This window comes from Micrococcus sp. UYEF5 (assembly GCF_040546065.1).
Lineage (GTDB): Bacteria > Actinomycetota > Actinomycetes > Actinomycetales > Micrococcaceae > Micrococcus > Micrococcus luteus.
Map to the genome: position 1 here is coordinate 1 of NZ_JBEPNB010000007.1, position 21,083 is coordinate 21,083.

Annotated in this window: 14 protein-coding genes; 4 read left to right on the forward strand and 10 right to left on the reverse strand. The window is 74.2% G+C overall.

The features are described 5' to 3' along the window. Positions 1–283 precede the first annotated feature (283 nt). The 4 genes from tyrS to ABIB16_RS07940 form a co-directional block, all read right to left on the reverse strand. Positions 284–1,627 (reverse strand): tyrosine--tRNA ligase, encoded by a 1,344-nt coding sequence (tyrS, locus tag ABIB16_RS07925; protein WP_070708495.1) that lies wholly within the window; start codon positions 1,625–1,627, stop codon positions 284–286. A 69-nt stretch (positions 1,628–1,696) separates the two neighbouring features. After that, complete coding sequence (locus ABIB16_RS07930) at positions 1,697–3,985, reverse strand: HelD family protein (protein ID WP_041104703.1); 2,289 nt, start codon at positions 3,983–3,985, stop codon at positions 1,697–1,699. A 167-nt stretch (positions 3,986–4,152) separates the two neighbouring features. Further along, positions 4,153–5,613, reverse strand: a complete 1,461-nt coding sequence (argH, locus tag ABIB16_RS07935; protein WP_044659914.1) for an argininosuccinate lyase — start codon at positions 5,611–5,613, stop codon at positions 4,153–4,155. Positions 5,614–5,698: 85 nt separating this feature from the next. Next, positions 5,699–6,940: an argininosuccinate synthase gene (locus ABIB16_RS07940; protein ID WP_041104698.1), complete on the reverse strand. Its 1,242-nt coding sequence runs from the start codon at positions 6,938–6,940 to the stop codon at positions 5,699–5,701. 621 nt (positions 6,941–7,561) lie between these two features. Here ABIB16_RS07940 and rpf point away from each other — a divergent pair. Continuing rightward, complete coding sequence (gene rpf, locus ABIB16_RS07945) at positions 7,562–8,467, forward strand: resuscitation-promoting factor Rpf (protein ID WP_216886109.1); 906 nt, start codon at positions 7,562–7,564, stop codon at positions 8,465–8,467. Between the two features lie 114 nt (positions 8,468–8,581). Here the strand turns inward: rpf and argR are convergent, their stop codons facing one another. From argR to argC, 6 genes are read right to left on the reverse strand one after another with little or no spacing between them, the layout of a single operon-like run. Continuing rightward, a complete protein-coding gene (gene argR, locus ABIB16_RS07950) occupies positions 8,582–9,070 on the reverse strand; it encodes an arginine repressor (RefSeq protein ID WP_036337506.1) in 489 nt (162 codons plus the stop codon). Then, entirely contained in the window at positions 9,070–10,029 is a 960-nt protein-coding gene (gene argF / locus ABIB16_RS07955) for an ornithine carbamoyltransferase (RefSeq protein ID WP_041104176.1), read from the reverse strand. Before argF ends, argR begins: the two co-directional genes overlap by 1 nt. Then, complete coding sequence (locus ABIB16_RS07960) at positions 10,026–11,312, reverse strand: acetylornithine transaminase (RefSeq protein ID WP_041104178.1); 1,287 nt, start codon at positions 11,310–11,312, stop codon at positions 10,026–10,028. Before ABIB16_RS07960 ends, argF begins: the two co-directional genes overlap by 4 nt. After that, positions 11,309–12,295, reverse strand: coding sequence for an acetylglutamate kinase (argB, locus tag ABIB16_RS07965; RefSeq protein WP_196296765.1), 987 nt, complete (start codon positions 12,293–12,295; stop codon positions 11,309–11,311). Before argB ends, ABIB16_RS07960 begins: the two co-directional genes overlap by 4 nt. 11 nt (positions 12,296–12,306) lie before the next feature. After that, the gene (gene argJ, locus ABIB16_RS07970) at positions 12,307–13,467 is read right to left on the reverse strand and encodes a bifunctional glutamate N-acetyltransferase/amino-acid acetyltransferase ArgJ (protein ID WP_041104181.1); all 1,161 of its coding nucleotides are present in this window, start codon (positions 13,465–13,467) and stop codon (positions 12,307–12,309) included. Next, positions 13,464–14,504, reverse strand: coding sequence for an N-acetyl-gamma-glutamyl-phosphate reductase (argC, locus tag ABIB16_RS07975; RefSeq protein ID WP_061866989.1), 1,041 nt, complete (start codon positions 14,502–14,504; stop codon positions 13,464–13,466). Before argC ends, argJ begins: the two co-directional genes overlap by 4 nt. Positions 14,505–14,606: 102 nt before the next feature. Here argC and ABIB16_RS07980 point away from each other — a divergent pair, with 102 nt between their 5' ends. From ABIB16_RS07980 to ABIB16_RS07990, 3 genes are all read left to right on the forward strand, one after another. Continuing rightward, a complete protein-coding gene (locus tag ABIB16_RS07980; protein ID WP_041104185.1) occupies positions 14,607–15,608 on the forward strand; it encodes a quinone oxidoreductase family protein in 1,002 nt (333 codons plus the stop codon). A 121-nt stretch (positions 15,609–15,729) separates the two neighbouring features. Beyond that, positions 15,730–19,737 (forward strand): Pls/PosA family non-ribosomal peptide synthetase, encoded by a 4,008-nt coding sequence (locus ABIB16_RS07985; protein ID WP_354436183.1) that lies wholly within the window; start codon positions 15,730–15,732, stop codon positions 19,735–19,737. After that, a complete protein-coding gene (locus tag ABIB16_RS07990) occupies positions 19,734–21,074 on the forward strand; it encodes a M1 family metallopeptidase (RefSeq protein ID WP_354436184.1) in 1,341 nt (446 codons plus the stop codon). Before ABIB16_RS07985 ends, ABIB16_RS07990 begins: the two co-directional genes overlap by 4 nt. Positions 21,075–21,083: the final 9 nt, after the last annotated feature.

Sequence of the window (21,083 nt, forward strand, 5' to 3'; positions counted from 1 at the left end):
ATTCTCGGCATGAATCCGCGGATTCTGTGTTCTTCACCCCGCCTCCCGGTCACCCGGTCGGCGTCTTGAGCACGAGATGGAACTCTACACACGAATCCCACCGAACACAAAATCAGGGGTGACACCCGGCGTCCGGGCACGAGGGAGGGCCCCGTTCTCCGCAGAATCCTGCGGAGAACGGGGCCCTGTGCTCCTCCCGTGGGCGGTTCCTCCGCCGTCGCCGCCCGTCGTGTCCTCGGTCACTTCTGGCGACCCGGTGGACACCGGTGGTCTGCGGCCGTGGTCAGGCCTCCCCCAGGTCCGCACCCGCCATGTTCTTCTTGCCCCGGCGCACCAGCAGGTGCCGGCCGGCGAAGGCGTCGTCTCGGGTGAACACCTGGTCGGCATCCGTCACCCGCACGTTGTTCACCGAGGCGCCGCCGTCGCGCACCGTCCGACGCGCCTCGGAGCGCGAGGCGACCAGCCCGGTGGAGACCAGCAGCTCGACCGCGGTCACGGTGCCCGGCTCCCCCTCCCACTGGGTCCGGTCGGCCTGCGGCAGCTCGGCCAGCACGGCGGTCAGCGTGTCCGGGTCCACCGTGGTGAGGTCGCCGCCTCCGAACACCGCCTGGGAGGCCTCGATGACCTTCGTCGTCGTCTCCTCTCCGTGGGCCAGCGCCGTGACCTCCCACGCCAGGCGCCTCTGGGCTTCCCGGCGGAACGGCTCGTCGGCCACCTTCTGCGCGTACTCCTCGATCTCCGCGCGGGTCAGGAACGTGAAGACCTTGAGTCGGTCGACGACGTCCGCGTCCGCCGTGTTGAGCCAGAACTGGTAGAAGGCGTACGGGGAGCACATCTCCGCGTCGAGCCAGACGGCGTTGCCCTCGGACTTGCCGAACTTGGTGCCGTCCGCGTTCGTGATCAGCGGCGTGCCCAGCGCATGGGCGTGGGTCCCCTCCACCTTGCGGATCAGCTCGGTGCCGGCGGTGAGGTTGCCCCACTGGTCGGAGCCGCCGGTCTGGAGGGTCACGCCGTGCCGGCGGTGCAGCTCGAGGAAGTCGTTGCCCTGCAGCACCTGGTAGGAGAACTCCGTGTAGGAGATGCCCTCATCAGAGTTCAGGCGCTTGGCCACGATCTCCTTCTTCACCATCGTGCCGACGCGGAAGTTCTTGCCGACGTCCCGCAGGAAGTCCAGCGCGCTCATGCCCGCGGTCCAGTCCAGGTTGTTGACCATGGTCGCCGCGTTCTCCCCCTCGAAGGAGAGGTACGGCTCGATCTGCGCGCGCAGCGACTCCACCCACGCCGCCACGGTCTCCTGCGAGTTCAGGACGCGCTCCGAGGTCTGCCGCGGGTCGCCGATGAGGCCGGTGGCGCCGCCCACGAGGGCATACGGGCGGTGGCCGGCGAGCTGCAGGCGGCGCAGGGTGAGCAGCTGGACCAGGTGTCCCAGGTGGAGAGACGGAGCGGTCGGGTCGAAGCCGCAGTAATACGAGACGGGCTCCCCGGCCAGCGCCTGTTCCAGCGCGGCCTCGTCCGTCGAGACGTGCACGAGCCCGCGCCAGCGCAGCTCCTGCCAGACGTTCTCGAAGCTCGGGTCGTTCGCCTGTGCGCGCAGTCGGGCCGCGCGCTCCTCGTTCTGGGGTGCCATAGCCCCCAGCCTAGCGACGCGCCCGCGCGCCTCCGCGACGCCGCGCACGTGCGACGTCGCCCGCGGGGCTCACTCCGGGACGTCCGCCAGCCCGGCCGGCAGCGCGGCCGCGTCCGTCCCGGCGACGACGGACAACGACTGGGTGGCGCGGGTCATCGCCACGTACAGATCGCCCACCACGCCGCGCGCGTCGGCCACGATCCGCTCGGGCGAGACGAGGACGACGGTGTCGAACTCCAGTCCCTTGGTCTCCCACGGGGTGGCGACGACGATCTCGACGCCGGGCAGCGGCGCGGTGTCCACGGCCGCCTCCCCCCACCGCTCCCGGAGGACCGTGAGCAGCTCCCCCGTCCGCCCGGCGGGGGCGATCACGGCGGTCAGGGCCTCGGGCACGCGGTCCCGCTCGACCTCGACCGCGTCGAGGGCCAGGGCCGCGACGTCCCCGCCCGGCTCCGTCACCAGGCGCGGGCGGTGGTCGCCCTCGCGCACGGCGCGCGGATGGGAGACCTCGAGCCCGGCCGCCCGTGCGACCTGCGCGGCCCAGCGCATCACGCGCGCGGGCGAGCGGTAGTTCACGGTCAGCTCTTCCAGGCGCCAGCGGTCCCCGAACTCCGGGGCGAGGACGGACGCCCACGAGCCGGCCGCGTCACGACGGGAGGACTGCGCGATGTCCCCCACGATGGTGAACGACTTCATCGGGCAGCGGCGCGCCAGCAGGCGCCACTGCATCGGAGAGAGCTCCTGAGCCTCGTCCACCACCACGTGCCCGTACGTCCAGGTGCGGTCGTGGGCCGCGGTCTCAGCGGTGGTCCGTCGCACCCCGCGTGCCTCATTGGCCGCGGCCAGCTGCTCGGCGTCCACGACGCCGTCGACGCCCAGGTCCGCGAGCGTCTGGTGCATGTTCTCCAGGGACGCCCTGGCGTTCTCGAGGTTGCGCTCGTGCTGGGCCGCGAACTCACCGCCCCGGCCCGGGGTCTCGAGGCGTCCGAGCAGCTCGGCCGCCTCGTCCAGCAGGGGCACGTCGGCCTCGGTCCAGGGGGCGTCGGCCGGCCGCAGGAGCGTGCCGACCTCGGCGTCGGAGAGCCACGGGGCGGCCGCCCGGAGCAGGTCCTCCCGGGTGAGGAGGTCGCCGATCAGCTTCTCCGGCGTCAGCGGCATCCAGCAGAGGTTGAGCGCGATGCGCACGTCGCGCGAGGTGCGCACGTCCTCCAGCAGGAGGTCACGCTGCACCGGGGTGCCCGAGGACTTCTCCAGCTTCTTGCGCAGCTTCTCCGCGAGCTCGCGGACGAGGATCTTCACGAACGTCACCCGGGCCTCGTTGTGGGGCTTGCGGGTGGCCCGCGCCTTGTCCCGGGCGCGCCGGACCATGGCCGGCTTGAGCTTGACGGCCGTGCCGTCGATCATCAGGCGCCGCGGCTCGACGAGCAGGCGCTGGCGCTGCGCGACCGCGTGGGCGACGGCGTCCACCATGTCCAGCCGGCCCTTCACCGCCGCCGCGTCGAGGTCCCGCTCCGGGACGGCCCGCACACCCGGCATCAGCGTCCCCAGCGAGGACATCACGACACCGGTCTCGCCCAGCGAGGGCAGCACCCGCTCGATGTACCGCATGAACGCGGTCGACGGGCCGACGATCAGCACGCCCGAGCGCGCGAGGCGCTCCCGGTGGGTGTACAGCAGGTAGGCGGCGCGGTGCAGGGCGACGGCGGTCTTCCCCGTGCCGGGCCCGCCCTGCACCACGACCGCCCCGGGCAGGGGCGCGCGGATCACCTCGTCCTGCTCCGCCTGGATCGTGGCGACGATGTCCCCCATCCGTCCCGTGCGTCGGGCGGTGACGGCGGCCAGCAGCGCACCCTGGGCATCGGCGCGCACGCCGTCCTCGCCCAGCAGCGTCGGGTCCAGGATGTCGTCCTCGAGGTCGCGCACCTCGCGCCCCCGCAGCATCAGGTGACGACGACGGCGCACGCGGCCCCGGTGGGCCGCCGTCGCCTGGTAGAAGGCGCCGGCCTCGGCCGCGCGCCAGTCGACGAGGAGGCGCTCGTGGTCCTCGGTGGTGAGGCCGATGCGCCCGATGTACCGCTGCTCGTCGGCCCCACCCTCCCGCTCGGCGTCGAGGTCGAGCCGGCCGAAGACGAGGCGGTCGTCCACGGCGTAGAGCTGGGCGAGTCGGTCCTCGTAGAGGCTGGCGAAGGCGTCGCGCTCGGAGTGGTTCTGCAGCGACCCCTGCGGGCCGGTCCGGCGCACGGCCGCGAGCTGGCGCTCCTTCTCCTCACGCAGGGCGTCGAGGCGGGCGTACCGCTCGGCGACCCGACCCCGCTCGAGGTCGAGCTCGGACTGGCGGACGGACACGGTATCGGTCATCGGGGGCCCTCGCGGTGCGGTGAGGGGCGGACCACGCTGCGGCCCGCCCGGCGGAAAAGTGACCACCCATGCTACGCCGACCGCGGTGAACGGCGGGTGACGCGGCGGTGCCCTGGGGGCGCCGCCGCGTCCGGCCCGGTCGGCGCCGCCTCGGCCGGGCGACCGCGTCAGCGGGCGTCGACGACGGAGCCCGGCGTGTCGGCCCAGCGGCGCAGCGGCGCCAGGGCGTCCTCGAGCGCCCCGATCTGCGCCGCGACGGCCGTCGGCGCGGTCCCGCCCTGGGCGTCGCGAGAGGCGAGCGAGCCCTCCGTGCTGAGCACCTCGCGGACCTGCGGGGTCAGCGCCGGCGAGATGGCCGCGTACTCGTCGTCCGTGAGGTCCCACAGCTCCACGCCCCGGGCCTCGGCCGCCTTCACGGCCTCGCCCGACAGCTCGTGGGCCTCGCGGAACGGGACCCCCTGGCGGACGAGCCACTCGGCGACGTCGGTGGCCAGCGCGAAGCCCTGCGGGGCCAGCTCCGCCATGCGCTCCGTCTGGAACTCGAGGGTGGCGATCATCCCGGAGACGGCGGGTAGCAGCAGCTCGAGGGTGTCCGCGGCGTCGAAGACGGGCTCCTTGTCCTCCTGCAGGTCGCGGTTGTAGGCCAGCGGCATGCCCTTGAGCGTGGCCAGCAGCCCCGTGAGGTCGCCGATGAGGCGGCCGGACTTGCCGCGGGCCAGCTCGGCGACGTCCGGGTTCTTCTTCTGCGGCATGATCGAGGACCCCGTGGAGTACGCGTCGTGCAGCGTCACGAAGCCCGCCTCCTTGGTGGCCCAGAAGATGACCTCCTCCGAGATGCGGGACAGGTCGACGCCGACCATCGCGGCGACCCACGCGAACTCCGCGTACACGTCGCGGGCGGCGGTGCCGTCGATCGAGTTCCACACGGCCGACTCGAAGCCGAGCTCGGTGGCCACGGCGTTCGGGTCCAGACCCAGGGAGGAGCCGGCCAGGGCCCCGGAGCCGTACGGCGAGACGGCCGCGCGCGCGTCCCAGTCCACGAGCCGCTGCAGGTCCCGCGCGAACGCCCAGGCGTGCGCGAGCAGGTGGTGCGAGAGCAGGACGGGCTGCGCGTGCTGCAGGTGGGTGCGGCCCGGCATCGGCGCGTACGGGTGCGCCCGCGCCTGATCGAGCAGCGCGTCCACCGTGGCGATCACGCCCCGCGCGATGATGCGGGCGTGGTCGCGCAGGAACATCCGGCCGAGGGTGGCGACCTGGTCGTTGCGGGATCGGCCGGCCCGCAGGCGGCCGCCGAGCTCGGGACCGGCCCGCTCGATGAGGCCGCGCTCGAGCGAGCCGTGCACGTCCTCATCGGACGCCGCCGGGGTGTAGGCACCGGAACGCACGTCCGCCTCGAGCCGGTCGAGGGCCGCGATCATCCCGTCCAGGTCGTCCGCACTGAGCAGACCGGCGGTGTGCAGCACCCGGGCGTGGGCACGGGAGCCGGCGATGTCATAGGGCGCCAGGCGCCAGTCGAAGTGCGTGGACTTGCTGAGCGCGGCGAGCGCCTCGGAAGGGCCGCCGGCGAAGCGGCCGCCCCACAGGGCGCCCTCGTTGGTCCCGTGGCGGGCGTCGGTGTTCTCGGTCATCGAAGGTCTCCTCGAGGTCGGTGACAGGCCGACGGCGGCCGGCCCGGGCGCGGGCGGGCCGCCGTCGTGCGCGGGGCGTGCGGGGTCAGTCGTTGGACAGGCGGGCGACGTCCTGGAGGTCGTCGCCGCCGCGCAGGCGCTGCTCGCGCTCCGAGGCCGTCTTCGCGGACAGGCCGAAGATGTCGATGAACCCGCGGGCCGAGGACTGGTCGAACGAGTCGCCCTCGTCGTACGTGGCGAGGTTGAAGTCGTACAGGCCGGTCTCGGACCGGCGACCCTGCACCGTGGCACGGCCGCCGTGGAGCTCCAGGCGGATCTCACCGTTGACGTGCTCCTGGGTCGCGTCGATGAACGTGTCCAGGTTCCGCTTCAGCGGGGAGTACCACTGGCCGTCGTAGACCAGCTCGGTCCAACGCTGGTCCACATGCTTCTTGAAGCGCGCCTGTTCCCGCTCCAGGGTGACGTTCTCGAGCTCACGGTGGGCCGCGATCAGCGCCATGGCGCCCGGTGCCTCGTAGATCTCACGGGACTTGATGCCCACGAGGCGGTCCTCGACGATGTCGATCCGGCCCACGCCCTGGGCACCGGCCCGGCGGTTGAGCTCCTCGATGATCTCCAGCGGGCTCAGCGCGCGACCGTCGAGGGCCGTGGGGACGCCGCGCTCGAAGGCGATCGTGACCACGTCCGGCGCCGGCGGGAAGGCGGGGTCGTCCGTGTAGTCGTAGACGTCCTTCGTGGGGCCGTTCCAGATGTCCTCGAGGAAGCCGGTCTCGACGGCGCGGCCCCACACGTTCTGGTCGATCGAGAACGGGTTCTTCTTGGTGGTGACGATCGGCAGGTCGTTGCGCTCGGCGTACTCGATGGCCTTCTCACGGGTCAGGGCGAGGTCGCGCACCGGCGCGATGCACTTCAGGTCGGGGCCGAGGGTCTGGATGGAGACCTCGAAGCGGACCTGGTCGTTGCCCTTGCCGGTGCAGCCGTGCGCCACCGTCGAGGCGCCGAACTGGCGGGCCGCCGCGACCAGGTGGCGGGAGATCACCGGGCGCGAGATCGCGGAGACCAGCGGGTAGGCGTCCATGTAGAGGGCGTTGGCCTTGAGCGTGGGCATGCAGTACTGCTCGGCGAACTCGTCACGCGCGTCGGCGACGTAGGCCTCGACGGCGCCGCAGTCCAGGGCGCGCTGGCGGATCGTCTCGAGGGACTCGCCCCCCTGGCCCACGTCGACCGCGACGGCGACGACCTCGGCGCCCGTGGCCTCGGCGATCCAGCCGATGGCCACGGAGGTGTCCAGGCCGCCCGAGTAGGCAAGGATGATGCGTTCCTTCACGTTTTCTCCTCTTTATATAGGGGGGTCTCCGAGCGCGGCACGTGGCCGTCGGAGGCGTGCTCGGCGACGATCCTACCCGGGTCTTGAATAAATATGCAACTGACGGAATATCAGCTCCTGATGGATCCTGCGCAGCCCCTCTGCGCCCACCGCGGCGGCCACCCGCAACCATGGCCCCGCGCTCGAAGTTCGGGTCGAACGCGACGCCGGTCACGGCTTCGACCGTCGATCGTGACCTTCGCCCACGCCCCTGTGACGGAGGTTGTCCACACTGTCCAATCAGACGCCCTAAGATCCAATGCGGGCAGTGGCGTGCATTTCGTCCACGTACTCCCGCCTCAGGGAGCGATTCGTCACCTGATCTCAAATGTGAGACGGACGGGCAAGAATTCGTCGACCCATGATTTGACGCGAGGGGGGCTCCCGTCGTTGACTCTTCCGTAGCCGATTCGTGATCGAACCGTGATCTGACCGAGAGGTCGGGGACGGGGAGGCCACGACATCGAACCCCCTCCGACGGTCGCCCGCTGCTGGGTCGTCTCGAACCGACGGAGGGCATGACCCGACCAAGGAGAAGGACGACCCCGGTGTGCCTCGGCCACCGATCAGCGAGGACTCGCCATGGACACCATGACTCTCTTCACCACTTCCGCCACCCGCTCCCGCCGTGCCACCGCCTCGATCGTTGCGGGCATGACCCTCGCCGGCGCCGCCGCCGTGGGCTTCTCCGCCCTGGCCCAGGCCGCCACCGTGGACACCTGGGACCGCCTCGCCGAGTGCGAGTCCAACGGCACCTGGGACATCAACACCGGCAACGGCTTCTACGGCGGCGTGCAGTTCACCCTGTCCTCCTGGCAGGCCGTCGGCGGCGAGGGCTACCCGCACCAGGCCTCCAAGGCCGAGCAGATCAAGCGCGCCGAGATCCTCCAGGACCTGCAGGGCTGGGGCGCCTGGCCGCTGTGCTCGCAGAAGCTGGGCCTGACCCAGGCTGACGCGGACGCCGGTGACGTGGACGCCACCGAGGCCGCCCCGGTCGCCGTGGAGCGCACCGCCACCGTGCAGCGCCAGTCCGCCGCCGACGAGGCTGCTGCTGAGCAGGCCGCTGCTGAGCAGGCTGCTGCCGACCAGGCCGCCGCCGAGCGCTGGGCCGCCGAGCAGGCTGCTGCCGACCAGGCCGCCGCCGAGCGCTGGGCCGCCGAGCAGGCTGCTGCCGAGCAGGCCGCCGCCGACAAGGCCGCTGCCCAGCGTGCCGCCGCCGCGGAGAAGGCTGCCGCTCAGAAGGCTGCCGCCGCGGAGAAGGCCGCCGCTCAGAAGGCTGCCGCCGCTGAGCAGGCCGCTGCCGCGGAGCAGGCCGTCGTCGCCGAGGCCGAGACCATCGTCGTCAAGTCCGGTGACTCCCTCTGGAAGCTCGCCAACGAGTACGAGGTGGAGGGTGGCTGGACCGCCCTCTACGAGGCCAACAAGGGCGCCGTCTCCGACGCCGCCGTGATCTACGTCGGCCAGGAGCTCGTCCTGCCGCAGGCCTGAGACGCCTGACCGGTCCCCCGGACCGGTACCACACGAGGAAGGCCCCCGCCGTCGGCGGGGGCCTTCCTCGTGCCTGGTGCCCGTCACCCGCGCGGGCGGGGCCGGACGGGTCGGTTAGCCCGCCAGACCCAGCAGGTGGGCCGCGACGGCCGGGGCGGACGTGGTCCCCGTGGTGATGAGGAGGATGGTGTCGTCGCCGGCGATCGTGCCCATCACGTGCTCCACGCGCGCCTGGTCGATCACGCTGGCCAGGAACTGCGCCGCGCCCGGGGGCGTGCGCAGGACCACGAGGTTCGCGGTGGGCTCGGCGGAGACGAGCAGCTCGCGGGCCATGCTCGCCAGGCGATTCAGCTGCGCGTCCGAGCCGCGGCCCGGCACGGCGGCGTCGTCGCCCTCCGCCGGAAGGGCGTAGACCATGCCGGCCGGCCCGCGCGTCCGCACCGCGCCGAGGTCCACCAGGTCCCGCGAGAGCGTGCCCTGGGTGACGGACAGCCCGCGATCGCCCAGGGCGTCCGAGAGTTCGGCCTGGGAGCGGATGCCCCGGGTGGCCAGGATCTCCCGGATCGCGGCCTGACGGGCGATCTTCGTCGTGGGGGCGGCCATCAGCGCGGCTCCTCGGCCAGGCCGGAGCGGTACAGCAGCCAGGCGATGAGCGCCTTCTGCGCGTGCAGCCGGTTCTCGGCCTCGTCGAACACCACGGACCGCGGCCCGTCGATCACCTCGGCCGTGACCTCGTAGCCCCGGTACGCGGGCAGGCAGTGCAGGAAGATCGCGTCGTCGGCCGCCCGCGCCATCGCGGCGGCGTCCACCTGGTAGTCCCGGAACAGCGCCAGGCGGGCCTCCTTCTCCTCCTCCTGGCCCATGGACACCCACGTGTCGGTCACGACGACGTCCGCGCCCGCCAGGGCCTCGGCCGCGTCCGTCGTGACGAGGACGGAACCGCCCGTCTCCGCCGCCCGCCGTCGGGCGGCGGCCACGACGTCCTCGGCAGGCAGGTGCCCCTCGGGGCCGGCGACCCGCACGTGCATGCCGGCCGTCGCGCAGCCGAGCAGATACGAGTGGGCCATGTTGTTCGCCGCGTCCCCCAGATACGTCAGAGTGCGGCCCGCCGTGCCGCCGAGGTGCTCGCGCACCGTCAGCAGGTCGGCGAGGATCTGACAGGGGTGGTAGTCGTCGCTGAGCGCATTGACCACGGGCACCGAGGAATGGGCGGCCATCTCCTCGAGACCGGCCTGCGCGAACGTGCGCCAGACGATGACGCCGACCATCCGCTCCAGCACGCGGGCCGTGTCCGCCACGGACTCCTTGTGGCCCAGCTGCGACTCCCCCGGGTTCACGATCAAGGGCGTCCCGCCGAGCTCGGCGATGCCGGCCGCGAACGAGACGCGGGTGCGCGTGGAGGTCTTGTCGAAGAACACGATGCCGGTCCGGGGCCCGGCCAGCGGGCGGTGCCGGAACCGGTCGGCCTTCATCTGCGCGGCGAGGTCGAGCACCTCGGCCTGCTCGGCCGGGGTGAGGTCCGTGTCCACCAGGAAGTGGCGGACGGCGGTGGCGGGGGTCATGGGCGGTCTCCTTCGGCGGGGGTCAGGGCGGCGGCCACGAGCCCGGGCAGGGCGGCGGCGAAGCGCTCGAGCTCGGCCACGGGCACGGTGAGCGGCGGGGCCAGGCGCAGGGTGGACGGGCCGGTGGCGTTGAGGATCCAGCCCGCCTCGAGGCCGGCGGCGACGACGGCGGGGGCCAGCCCGCCGGCCGGGACCGGTCCCGCGGGGTCGGCCAGGTCGACGCCGATCCACAGGCCGTGACCGCGCACCGCGGCCACCTCGGGCAGGTCCTCCAGCAGGGCGGCCACGGCCTCGCCCGCGGCGCGGACGTGGCCGAGCAGGCCCTCGTCCTCGACGGTCTGGAGCACGGCCAGGCCCGCGGCGGTGGCCAGGGGGTTGCCGCCGAACGTGGTGCCGTGCTGGCCGGCGGTGAGCAGCCTGGAGACGGCGGGGCCGACGCACACGAGCGCCCCGATCGGCACGCCGCCGCCCAGTCCCTTCGCCAGGGTGAAGGCGTCGGGCACCACCGGCTCTGCCGCACCGGTGACGGCCGGGTTCTGGAAGCCGAACCACGTGCCGGTGCGGCCCACGCCGGACTGCACCTCGTCGAGGATCATCAGGGCGCCGGCCTCGCGGGTCGCGGCCCGCACCTCGGCCAGGTAGCCGGCCGGCCAGCCGTGCACGCCGGCCTCGCCCTGGACCGGCTCGAGGATGACGGCGGCGACGGTGGCGCCGTCGTCGTCCGGGGCCAGGGCCGCCCGCAGGGCTGCGGCGTCCCCGCCCGGCACGTGCTCCACGCCGCCGGGCAGCGGCTCGAAGGGCGCCCGGTAGGCCTCCTTGTGCGTGAGCGCGAGGGCGCCCATCGTGCGGCCGTGGAAGGCCCGCTCGAGCGCGATCACCCGCGTCCGGCGGCCGGACGGGTCGTCCGCACCGTGGCGGCGGGCGAGCTTGAACGCGGCCTCGTTGGCCTCCGTGCCGGAGTTCGCGAAGAACACGGTGGAGCCCGCGGGCACGCCGGCCAGTTCCAGCAGGCGCTCGGCCAGGCGGATCTGCGGCTCGGACGTGAAGAGGTTGGACACGTGGCCGAGCGTGGCGATCTGCTCGGACACGGCCCGCACCAGCGCCGGGTGGCCGTGGCCGAGCGCATTCACGGCGATGCCGGCCAGCAGGTCCGTGTAGCGCCGGCCGTCGGCGTCCCACACGTGGACCCCCTCGCCGCGCACGAGCACGCGGGTGGGGCGGCCGAAGACGCCGGTCAGGGCGGCGTGGTAGCGCTCCAGCAGCGCGGACTGGTCGGTGCTCATGCGTCCTCCTCGGGGGTGGTCGGGGCGGTGGGTTCGGCGTCGGGCACCACCTGGGTGCCGACGCCCGCGGAGGTGAAGACCTCCAGCAGCATCGAGTGGGGGCGGCGGCCGTCCACGACGTGGGCGCGCTGCACGCCGGCGTCGACGGCCGCCAGGCACGCGGCCATCTTCGGGATCATCCCGGAGGCCAGGGAGGGCAGCAGCGCACGCAGCTGGGCGGCGGTGAGCGAGCTGATGAGGGAGTCCCGGTCCGGCCAGTCCGCGTAGAGGCCCTCGACGTCGGTGAGCAGCACGAGCTTCGCGGCGCCGAGGGCGGCGGCCAGGGCCGCGGCGGCGGTGTCCGCATTGACGTTGAGGACCTGCCCGGTGGGCTGGCCGTCGTCGTCGATCTCGGGGGCGACCGACGAGACCACGGGGATCCGCCCGGACTCGATCACGTCGAGGATCGCGGTCGGGTCGACGCCGGTGACCTCGCCCACGAGGCCGAGGTCCACCTCCTGCCCGTCCACGACGGCGCCCGTGCGGCGGGCGCGCAGCAGCCCCGCGTCCTCGCCGGAGAAGCCGACGGCGTACGGGCCGTGGGAGTTCACGAGGCCGACCAGCTCGCGGCCCACCTGTCCCGTGAGCACCATGCGGACCACGTCCATGGCCTCCTCGGTGGTCACGCGCAGGCCGCCGCGGAACTCGGACGCGATGCCGAGGCGGTCGAGCATCGCGTTGATCTGCGGGCCGCCGCCGTGCACCACCACGGGGTGGACCCCCACGTGGTGCAGGAACACGATGTCCTCGGCGAACGCCCGGCGCAGCTCCTCCGACACCATGGCGTTGCCGCCGTACTTGACGACCATGACGGTGCCGGCGAACCGCCGGATCCAGGGCAGGGCCTCGACGAGGACCTCCGCCTTGGACTCGGCGCGGTCGAGCCGGTCCGCGGTGGACAGGACGGGTGCGGCCGCCGTGGCCGGGTCGGTGTGCGGGCTCATGCTGGGGGTCCTCACGTGGAGTAGGCGGAGTTCTCGTGGACGTAGTCGTGCGTCAGGTCGTTGGTCCAGACCGTGGCCTCGGCGTCGCCGGCGTGCAGGTCGACCTCGACGAGCACCTCGCGGGCCGTCAGGTCCACGCGGGAGCGGTCCTCCCCCACACCGGAGGCGCGGCACACCTGGACGCCGTTGAAGCGCACGTCGAGGGCGTACGGGTCGAAGGCGGCGACCGACTCCGGGACCGTGCCGACGGCGGCGATCACGCGTCCCCAGTTCGGGTCCTGGCCGAAGATCGCGGTCTTGAACAGGTTGGAGCGGCCGACGGCGCGGGCGACGGCCTCGGCCGCTTCCTCGGTCTCGGCGTGGACCACGCGCACGGCGATGTCGTGCCGGGCGCCCTCGGCGTCGGCGACGAGCTGGCGGGACAGGTCCGCGCAGACCTCGTGGAGGGCCGCGGCGAACGCCTCGGGCTCGGGCGCGGTCCCGGACGCGCCCGAGGCCAGCAGGATCACGGTGTCGTTGGTGGACATGCACCCGTCCGAGTCGACCCGGTTGAAGGTGGCGCGCACGGCCTCGCGCAGGGCCGCGTCGAGGGCGGGGGCGGGGACGTCGGCGTCCGTGGTGATGACGCTGAGCATGGTGGCCATGCCGGGTGCCAGCATGCCCGCCCCCTTGGCCATGCCGCCCACGGTGAAGCCCGCGCCGCGGGCCACGGCGGTCTTGGCCACGGTGTCCGTGGTCTTGATCGCGACGGCGGCGTCCTCGCCGCCGTCCGGACTGAGGGCGGCGACCGCCTCGGACACGCCCGCGGTGAGGGTGTCCATCGGCAGGCGTTCGCCGATGAGGCCGGTCGAGCAGACGAGCACGTCGTCGGCGGCGGTCGCGAGGGCCGCGGCCGCGTGCTCGGCGGTGCGACGGGCGTCCGCGAGGCCCTCGGCGCCGGTGGCCGCGTTCGCCCCGCCGGAGTTCAGGACGACCGCGGTCGCGCGGCCGTCCCGCACGGCGCGGCGGGTCCAGACCACGGGGGCGGCCGCCACCCGGTTCTCGGTGAGGACGGCGGCCGCCGCGCGGCGCGGGCCCTCGTTGACGACGACGGCGACGTCGGGCGTGCCCGAGGCCTTCAGCCCCGCGGTGACGCCGGCCGCCCGGAACCCCTGTGCCGCGGTGACGCTCACGGTGCGACCCCCTGCTGTTCGAGCCCCGCCTGCTCCGGCAGGCCCAGGGCGATGTTCATGGACTGCACGGCGCCGCCGGCCGTGCCCTTGGTGAGGTTGTCGAGCGCCGCGCAGACGATCACGCGGCCGGCCCGCTCGTCCACGGCGAGCTGCAGCTGCACGTGGTTGGAGCCGAGGACCGCCTTCGTGGTGGGCCACTGGCCCTCGGGCAGCAGGTGCACGAAGCGTTCGCCGCCGTAGGCCTCGGCCCATGCGTCGCGCACGTCCGCGGCGGCGACGCCGGGGCGCAGCCGCGCCGTGGCCGTCGCGAGGATGCCGCGCGACATCGGCGCGAGCGTGGGCGTGAAGGAGACGCGGACCGGCTCGCCGGCCGCCTGGGCCAGGCCCTGCTCGATCTCCGGGGTGTGCCGGTGCCCGCCGCCGACGCCGTACGGGCTCATCCCTCCCATGACCTCGGCGCCGAGCAGGTGCGGCTTGAGCGCCTTGCCCGCCCCGGAGGTGCCCGAGGCGGCGACGATCACCACGTCCTGCGGCTCGAGCAGCCCCGCGGCGAAGCCGGGCGCGAGGGCGAGGATCGAGGTGGTCGGGTAGCACCCGGGGACGGCGATGCGGCGGGTGCCGGCGAGTCGCTCACGCTGACCGGGCAGCTCGGGCAGGCCGTAGGGCCAGGTCCCGGCGTGCGCGGTGCCGTAGAAGGCCTCCCAGTCTGCGGCGGACTCGAGGCGGTGGTCGGCGCCCGCGTCGATCACCAGGGTGTCCGGGGATCGCTCTGCGATCTCGGCCGCCAGCGCCCCGGAGGCCCCGTGGGGCAGCGCGAGGATCACGACGTCGTGGCCGGCGAGGACCTCCGCGGTGGTCTCGGCGAGGACGCGGTCCGCCAGGGCGTGCAGGTGCGGCTGGAGAGCGCCGAGGCGCTCCCCCGCGTTCGAGTGGGCCGTGATGGCTCCGACGGTGACGGACGGGTGGCCGGCGAGCAGGCGCAGGGCCTCTCCCCCGGCGTAGCCGCTGGCTCCGGAGACGGCGACGGTGTGGGTCATGGCTTCATCCTAGCGCAGATATGCGTTGCACCGAATATCTATGCGGCGCCTCGGGTCCCTCGGGCCGGGCCGGATGGCCCGGCCCGCTCCTAGAGTGGGGCCATGACCACTGCGAACACCCCCGCCGTCCCCCGCACCCACCACGCCGTCGTCGTGTCCGCCACGGGCGGCCCCGAGGTCCTGCAGTGGACCGAGACGGAGGTGCCCTCCCCCGCGCCGGGGCACGTGCTGGTGCGCACCGCCGCGGCGGGCCTGAACTTCATCGAGACGTACCAGCGCTCCGGGGTCTACACGATGGACCTGCCCTTCACCCCCGGTACGGAGGGCTCCGGCGAGGTCGTCGCGCTCGGCGAGGGCGTGGACGCCGGGCTCCTGGGGGCCCGTGTCGCCACCGCGACGGCCACCGGTGCGTACGCCGAGCACTTCACCGCCCCCGCGGATCGTCTCCTCACCGTCCCGGAGGGCATCGACCTGGCCGAGGCCGCCGCCCTTCCGCTGCAGGGCATGACGGCCCACTACCTCTGCCGGTCCACCTTCCCGGTGGAGGAGGGCCACACGGTGGTCGTGACGGCCGGTGCCGGCGGGGTGGGGCTCCTGCTCACCCAGCTCGCGACGGCCCGCGGCGCCCGCGTGGTCACCACGGCGTCCACGGAGGAGAAGCGGGAGCTGTCCCGGGGCGCGGGCGCCGTCGCCGCGGTGGACTATCCGGACCTCGCCGCCACGGTGGCGGAGCTGACCGACGGCGAGGGCGCGCACGCCGTGTACGACGGCGTGGGGAAGGACACCTTCGACACCTCGCTCGAGGTGCTGCGCGTGCGCGGCACACTCGTGCTCTTCGGCGGGGCCTCCGGGCAGGTGCCCCCCTTCGACCTGCAGCGGCTCAACGCGGCCGGCTCGCTGTACGTCACCCGGCCCTCGCTGGTGCACTACACGCGCACGGGCGAGGAGACCCGCTGGCGTGGTGGAGAGGTGTTCGGGGCGTGGGCCTCCGGCGAGCTCGACGTACGGATCGGCGAGCGCTTCCCGCTGGCGGACGCGGCCGCCGCGCACGCCGCACTCGAGTCCCGGTCGACGACGGGCAAGGTGCTGCTCACCCTGTCCTGAGCCGGACCCGCCCGGTGCCTTCCAGGCGCCCCGCGCGGCCGCGGGCGGGGCATAGAATGTCCCGCTGCGGCCTGGTCCGCGTCCGACCCTCGGTTTGCCGCTCACACCCCCGGAGGCCCCTGTGTCCCTTTCGTCCGCCGCGCCCACCCCGCCCTCCGTCCCCCTCGACCCCGCGGGCGCGCCGCATCGGCCGCAGCTGCCCGGCTCCGAGCGCACCCCGCCCGCCCGGACGCTCGTGGAGCTCTTCGACGCCACGGCGCGCGAGCACCCGGACGCGACCGCCCTGGACGACGGCGTCGAGCCGCTGACGTACGCGGAGCTGCGGGAGCGCGTCGACGAGACCGCCCGCCACCTGTGGGCCGCCGGCGTGCGGGCGGGAGACCGGGTCGGCGTGCGGATCGCCTCGGGCACGGCCGCGCTGTACGTCTCGATCCTCGGCGTGCTCGCCGCCGGCGCGGCCTACGTCCCCGTGGACGCGGACGATCCGGAGGAGCGCGCCCGCCTCGTGTTCGGCGAGGCGAAGGTGGCCGGCGTCCTCACCGACGAGCGGGTCTACGCCCCGCACCCCGAGCACACCGCGGACCCGGCCGCGGAGGCCCGCGCCCCCGGGCTCGAGGACGACGCGTGGATCATCTTCACCTCTGGCTCGACGGGCACCCCCAAGGGCGTGGCGGTGAGCCACCGCTCGGCCGCGGCCTTCGTGGACGCCGAGGCGCGGATCTTCCTGGCGGACGATCCGCTCGCCCCGGGCGACCGCGTGCTGGCGGGACTGTCCGTCGCGTTCGACGCCTCGTGCGAGGAGATGTGGCTCGCCTGGCGTCACGGTGCGTGCCTGGTCCCGGCCCCCCGCTCGCTCGTGCGCTCCGGCATGGACCTCGGCCCGTGGCTCGCCGAGCGGCGCATCACCGCCGTGTCCACCGTGCCGACCCTCGCCGCGATGTGGCCCACCGAGGCCATGGACAACGTCCGGCTGCTGATCTTCGGCGGCGAGGCCTGCCCGCCCGAGCTCGCCGCGCGCCTGGCGGAGGACGGCCGCGAGGTCTGGAACACCTACGGCCCCACGGAGGCCACCGTCGTCGCGTGCGCGGCCCCGCTCACGGGTCTCGGCCCGGTCCGCATCGGCCTGCCCCTGGACGGCTGGGACCTGGCCGTCGTCGACCCGCAGACCACGCTGCCCGTGGCCGAGGGCGAGACGGGCGAGCTGATCATCGGCGGCGTCGGCCTGGCCCGCTACCTCGACCCGGCCAAGGACGCCGAGAAGTACGCCCCCATGCCCTCCCTCGGCTGGGAGCGTGCCTACCGCTCCGGTGACCTCGTGGTCTTCGAGCCGGAGGGCCTGCTGTTCGTCGGCCGCGCCGACGACCAGGTGAAGCTCGGCGGCCGCCGCATCGAGCTCGGCGAGGTGGACGCGGCCCTCCAGGCCCTGCCCGGCGTCCACGGCGGCGCCGCGGCCGTGCAGACCACCCCGGCGGGCCACCAGATCCTCGTCGGCTACCTCGTCCCCGCGGACCCCGAGGCCGAGCTCGACCTGCACATGGCCCGCGAGCACCTCGCGGCGGAGCTGCCGGCCGCCCTCGTGCCCCGGCTGGCCGTCGTGGACTCCCTGCCCACGAAGACCTCCGGCAAGGTGGACCGCCACGCGCTGCCGTGGCCCCTGCCCGGCGCCGAGGTGGACGAGGACGCGCCCCAGCCGAACGAGGACACCGCCGACGGCTGGGTGCTGCGCCAGTGGGCGGACGTGCTCGGCGCGCCCCCCAAGGACGCCGACACCGACTTCTTCGAGGCCGGCGGCGGCTCGCTCGCCGCTGCCCAGCTCGTGGCCCGCCTGCGCCTGCGCCACCCGGCCGTGACCGTCCAGGACGTCTACCGCAACCCCACCGCCGGGGCCCTCGTGGCCGCCGTCGTGGGCGACGACGGCCCCCGCGGCATCGAGGTGCACGACCGGCACGTCGACCGCACCCGCCACCGCACCCAGTGGGTCCAGACCCTCGTGGGACTGCCCGTGTTCGTCCTGCCCGCCCTGCGCCTGGGCGTGTGGACCGGCCTGGCCCTGAACCTGCTGACGCTCTCCGGGCTCGCGCCCGGGCTGCCCACCGTGCCGTGGTGGGTGCTGATCGTGGCCGGTCTGCTGGTGGTGACCGTGCCCGGCCGCATGCTGCTCACCGCCGCGACGGCCCGGCTGCTGCTGCGCGGCGTGAGCCCCGGGTCCTACCCGCGCGGTGGCCGCGTCCACCTGCGCCTGTGGCTCGCCCAGCAGATCAGCGACCTCGTGGACCCCTACTCGCTGGCCGGCGCCACGTGGGTGCCCGCCTACGCGCGACTGCTGGGCAACCGGATCGGCAAGGACGTGGACATGCACACCGTGCCACCGGTCACCGGCATGCTCACGGTCGAGGAGGGCGCCGCGATCGAGCCTGAGGTGGACCTGTCCGGCTACTGGGTCGACGGCGACGTCGTCCGGCTCGGCGAGGTGCGCATCGGCGCGGACGCCGTCGTGGGCGCCCGCTCCACGCTCCTGCCGGGCGCCCAGGTCGGCGCCGGGGCGCACGTCGAGGCCGGGTCCACCGTCGCCGGGCGGGTGCGCGGCGGCCAGCGCCACGCCGGCTCCCCCGCCGTCAAGGTGGGCAAGGTGAAGTCCCGCGGCCCCGCCGAGGCGCCGCGGGAGACCCCGGGCTGGCGCCTGATGGCGACCGTCCTCTCGACCCTCATCTCCCTCCTTCCGCTCGTCTCCGCCGCCGCGGCGGCCGCGGTGGCCGCGTGGTCGCTGACCTGGTGGCCGCCGGCCCCGGAGGCGGGGCCGCTGGCCGCCGTCGGGACCACCGCGGCGCGCCTGCTGGCCGCAAGCCCCCTGGTGGCCGGCGTCTGGTTCCTGACCCAGATGCTGCTCGTGCTCGTCACCGTGCGCCTGCTCGCGCTCGGCATCACGGAGGGGCACCACCCCGTGCGCTCCCGGGTCGGCTGGCAGGTGTGGGCCACCGAGCGCGTCCTCGACGCCGCCCGCGACCAGCTGTTCCCGATCTACGCCTCCCGCTTCACGCCGACGTGGCTGCGCCTGCTGGGCGCCGAGGTGGGCCGCGGCGTCGAGGCCTCCACCGTGGTGCTCCTGCCCTGCATGACCCGCGTGGGCGACGGCGCGTTCCTCGCCGACGACACGATGGTCTCCTCCTACTCCCTCGACGGCGGGTGGATGCACGTGGCCCCCGCGAAGGTCGGCAAGCGCTCGTTCGTGGGCAACTCCGGCATGGTGCCCGGCGGCCGCACCCTGCGCCGCGACTCGCTCGTGGCGGTGCTGTCCACCACCCCGGCCAAGACCAAGGCGGGCACGTCCTGGATGGGCTCCCCGCCCGTGCGCCTGCGCCGCAACGAGGTCACCGCAGACGCCGCCCTCACCTACGACCCGCCGGCCCGACTCAAGGCCGCCCGCACCGCCTGGGAGCTGCTGCGCGCGATCCCGGTGTGGCTGCACGTGGCCCTGTCCCTCGCCGTCGGCGCGACGCTGGCCGCCCTCATCGCGGTCGGCACGTGGGCGCTGGCCTTCGTCCTGGGCGGCGTCGTCCTGCTCGCGGCCGGCGCGGTCGCGGCGAGCCTGACCGTGCTCGCCAAGCGGGTCTTCGTCGGCCGGATCCGCGCGGGCGAGCACCCGCTGTGGTCCTCGTTCATCTGGCGCAACGAGGTCGCGGACACCTTCACCGAGTTCCTCGCCGCCCCGTGGTTCAGCCGGGCCGCGGCCGGCACCCCCGCCCTGGTCTGGTTCCTGCGCGCGATGGGCGCCCGCATCGGCCACGGCGCCTGGGTCGAGTCCTACTGGCTGCCCGAGGCCGACCTCGTGGAGCTCGGCGACGGCGCCACCGTGAACCGCGGCTGCGTCGTCCAGACCCACCTGTTCCACGACCGCGTGATGTCCCTGGACTCCGTCGTCCTGGAGGACGGCGCCACCCTCGGCCCCCACTCCGTGGTGCTGCCCGCCGCTCGCCTGGGCCGCGGCACCACCGTCGGCGCCGGGTCCCTCGTGATGCGCGGCGAGGAGCTGCCCGCCGGCACGTGGTGGCTCGGCAACCCGGTCTCCCCGTGGCGTCGTCCCGACGGCGACCCCGCCGCCGCGACCACCCCCTCCCGAGAGGAAGCATGAGCACCGATCCCTACGTCCCGGGCGTCGGCACCGACGCCGCCACCATCGAGCACATCGCGCTGGACCTCGACGTGCGCCTGGCCGCGAACCGGGTCTCCGGCACCGCCGTCCTGCGCGTGCGCCTGACGAAGCAGAGCCGCCGCATCGAGCTGGACCTGCACCGGCTGCGCGTGTCCCGGGTGGACGCCGTCATCGACGGCCGCGCCATCGCCTCCTCGTTCACCCAGCCGGGCCGCGCCCCGAGCCGCCTCGTCGTCGACCTGGGCGAGAGCCGGCCGGAGGGCACGCTCGTGGAGCTCACCGTGGTCTACGCGGGCACGCCCACGCTGCGGCGCAGCCCGTGGGGCACCATCGGCTGGGAGGAGCTCACCGACGGCGTGCTCGTGGCCGGGCAGCCCCACGGCGCCTCCACGTGGCTGCCGTGCGTGGACTCCCCCACCTCACGCTCGACGGCGGAGATCACCCTCACCTGCGATGCGGGCTACCTGCCCGTCGCCAACGGCGTGGGCGTACCCGTGCGCACGCGCGGCTCGCGGGTCACGTGGCGGTGGCGGCTCGACCAGCCCGTGCCCGCCTACCTGCTCAGCGTGCAGATCGGCCGCTACCGGCTCGTGGACGCCGCCCCTCCCGCCGAGGGCCTGCCGCCGCTGCGCCTCGTGGTCTCCCCGCGGACCGAGCAGCGGGCCCGCCGCGCCCTCGCCCCCCAGCCGGCCATGATGGCCACGTTCATCGACGCCTACGGGCCGTACCCGTTCGAGGACTACACCGCGGTCGTGGCCGACGAGGAGCTCGAGATCCCCCTCGAGGCCGCGGGCATGTCCCTGTTCGGCACCAACCACCTGGACGGCTCGTGGGAGTCCGAGCGGCTGATCGCCCATGAGATGTCCCACCAGTGGTTCGGCAACGCCGTGACCCTGGGCCGCTGGTCCGACCTGTGGCTGCACGAGGGCTTCGCCTGCTGGTCCGAGTGGCTGTGGGCCGAGGCCTCGGGGCGGTCCAGCATCACCTCGATGGCGCGGCGGGCCTGGCAGAAGCTGGCCGCGCACCCGGTGGAGCAGGCGCTGGCCGAGCCCGGGCCGGAGGAGATGTTCGAGGACTGGGTGTACAAGCGCGGCGCGCTCACCGTGGAGGCGCTGCGGCAGCTGCTCGGCACGGACCTCTTCGGCTCGATGCTGCGCGCCTGGGTGCGGGAGCACCGGTTCGGCACCGTCGACTCCCTGGGGCTGCGCACGCACGTGCACGCATGGGCCCCGCACGCCGGGGTGAGCCGGGCGCAGGTGGACGAGCTCTTCGACGCGTGGACGCTGCGGCCCGCCCTGCCGCCGTTCCCGGGCTGAGGCGGCCGC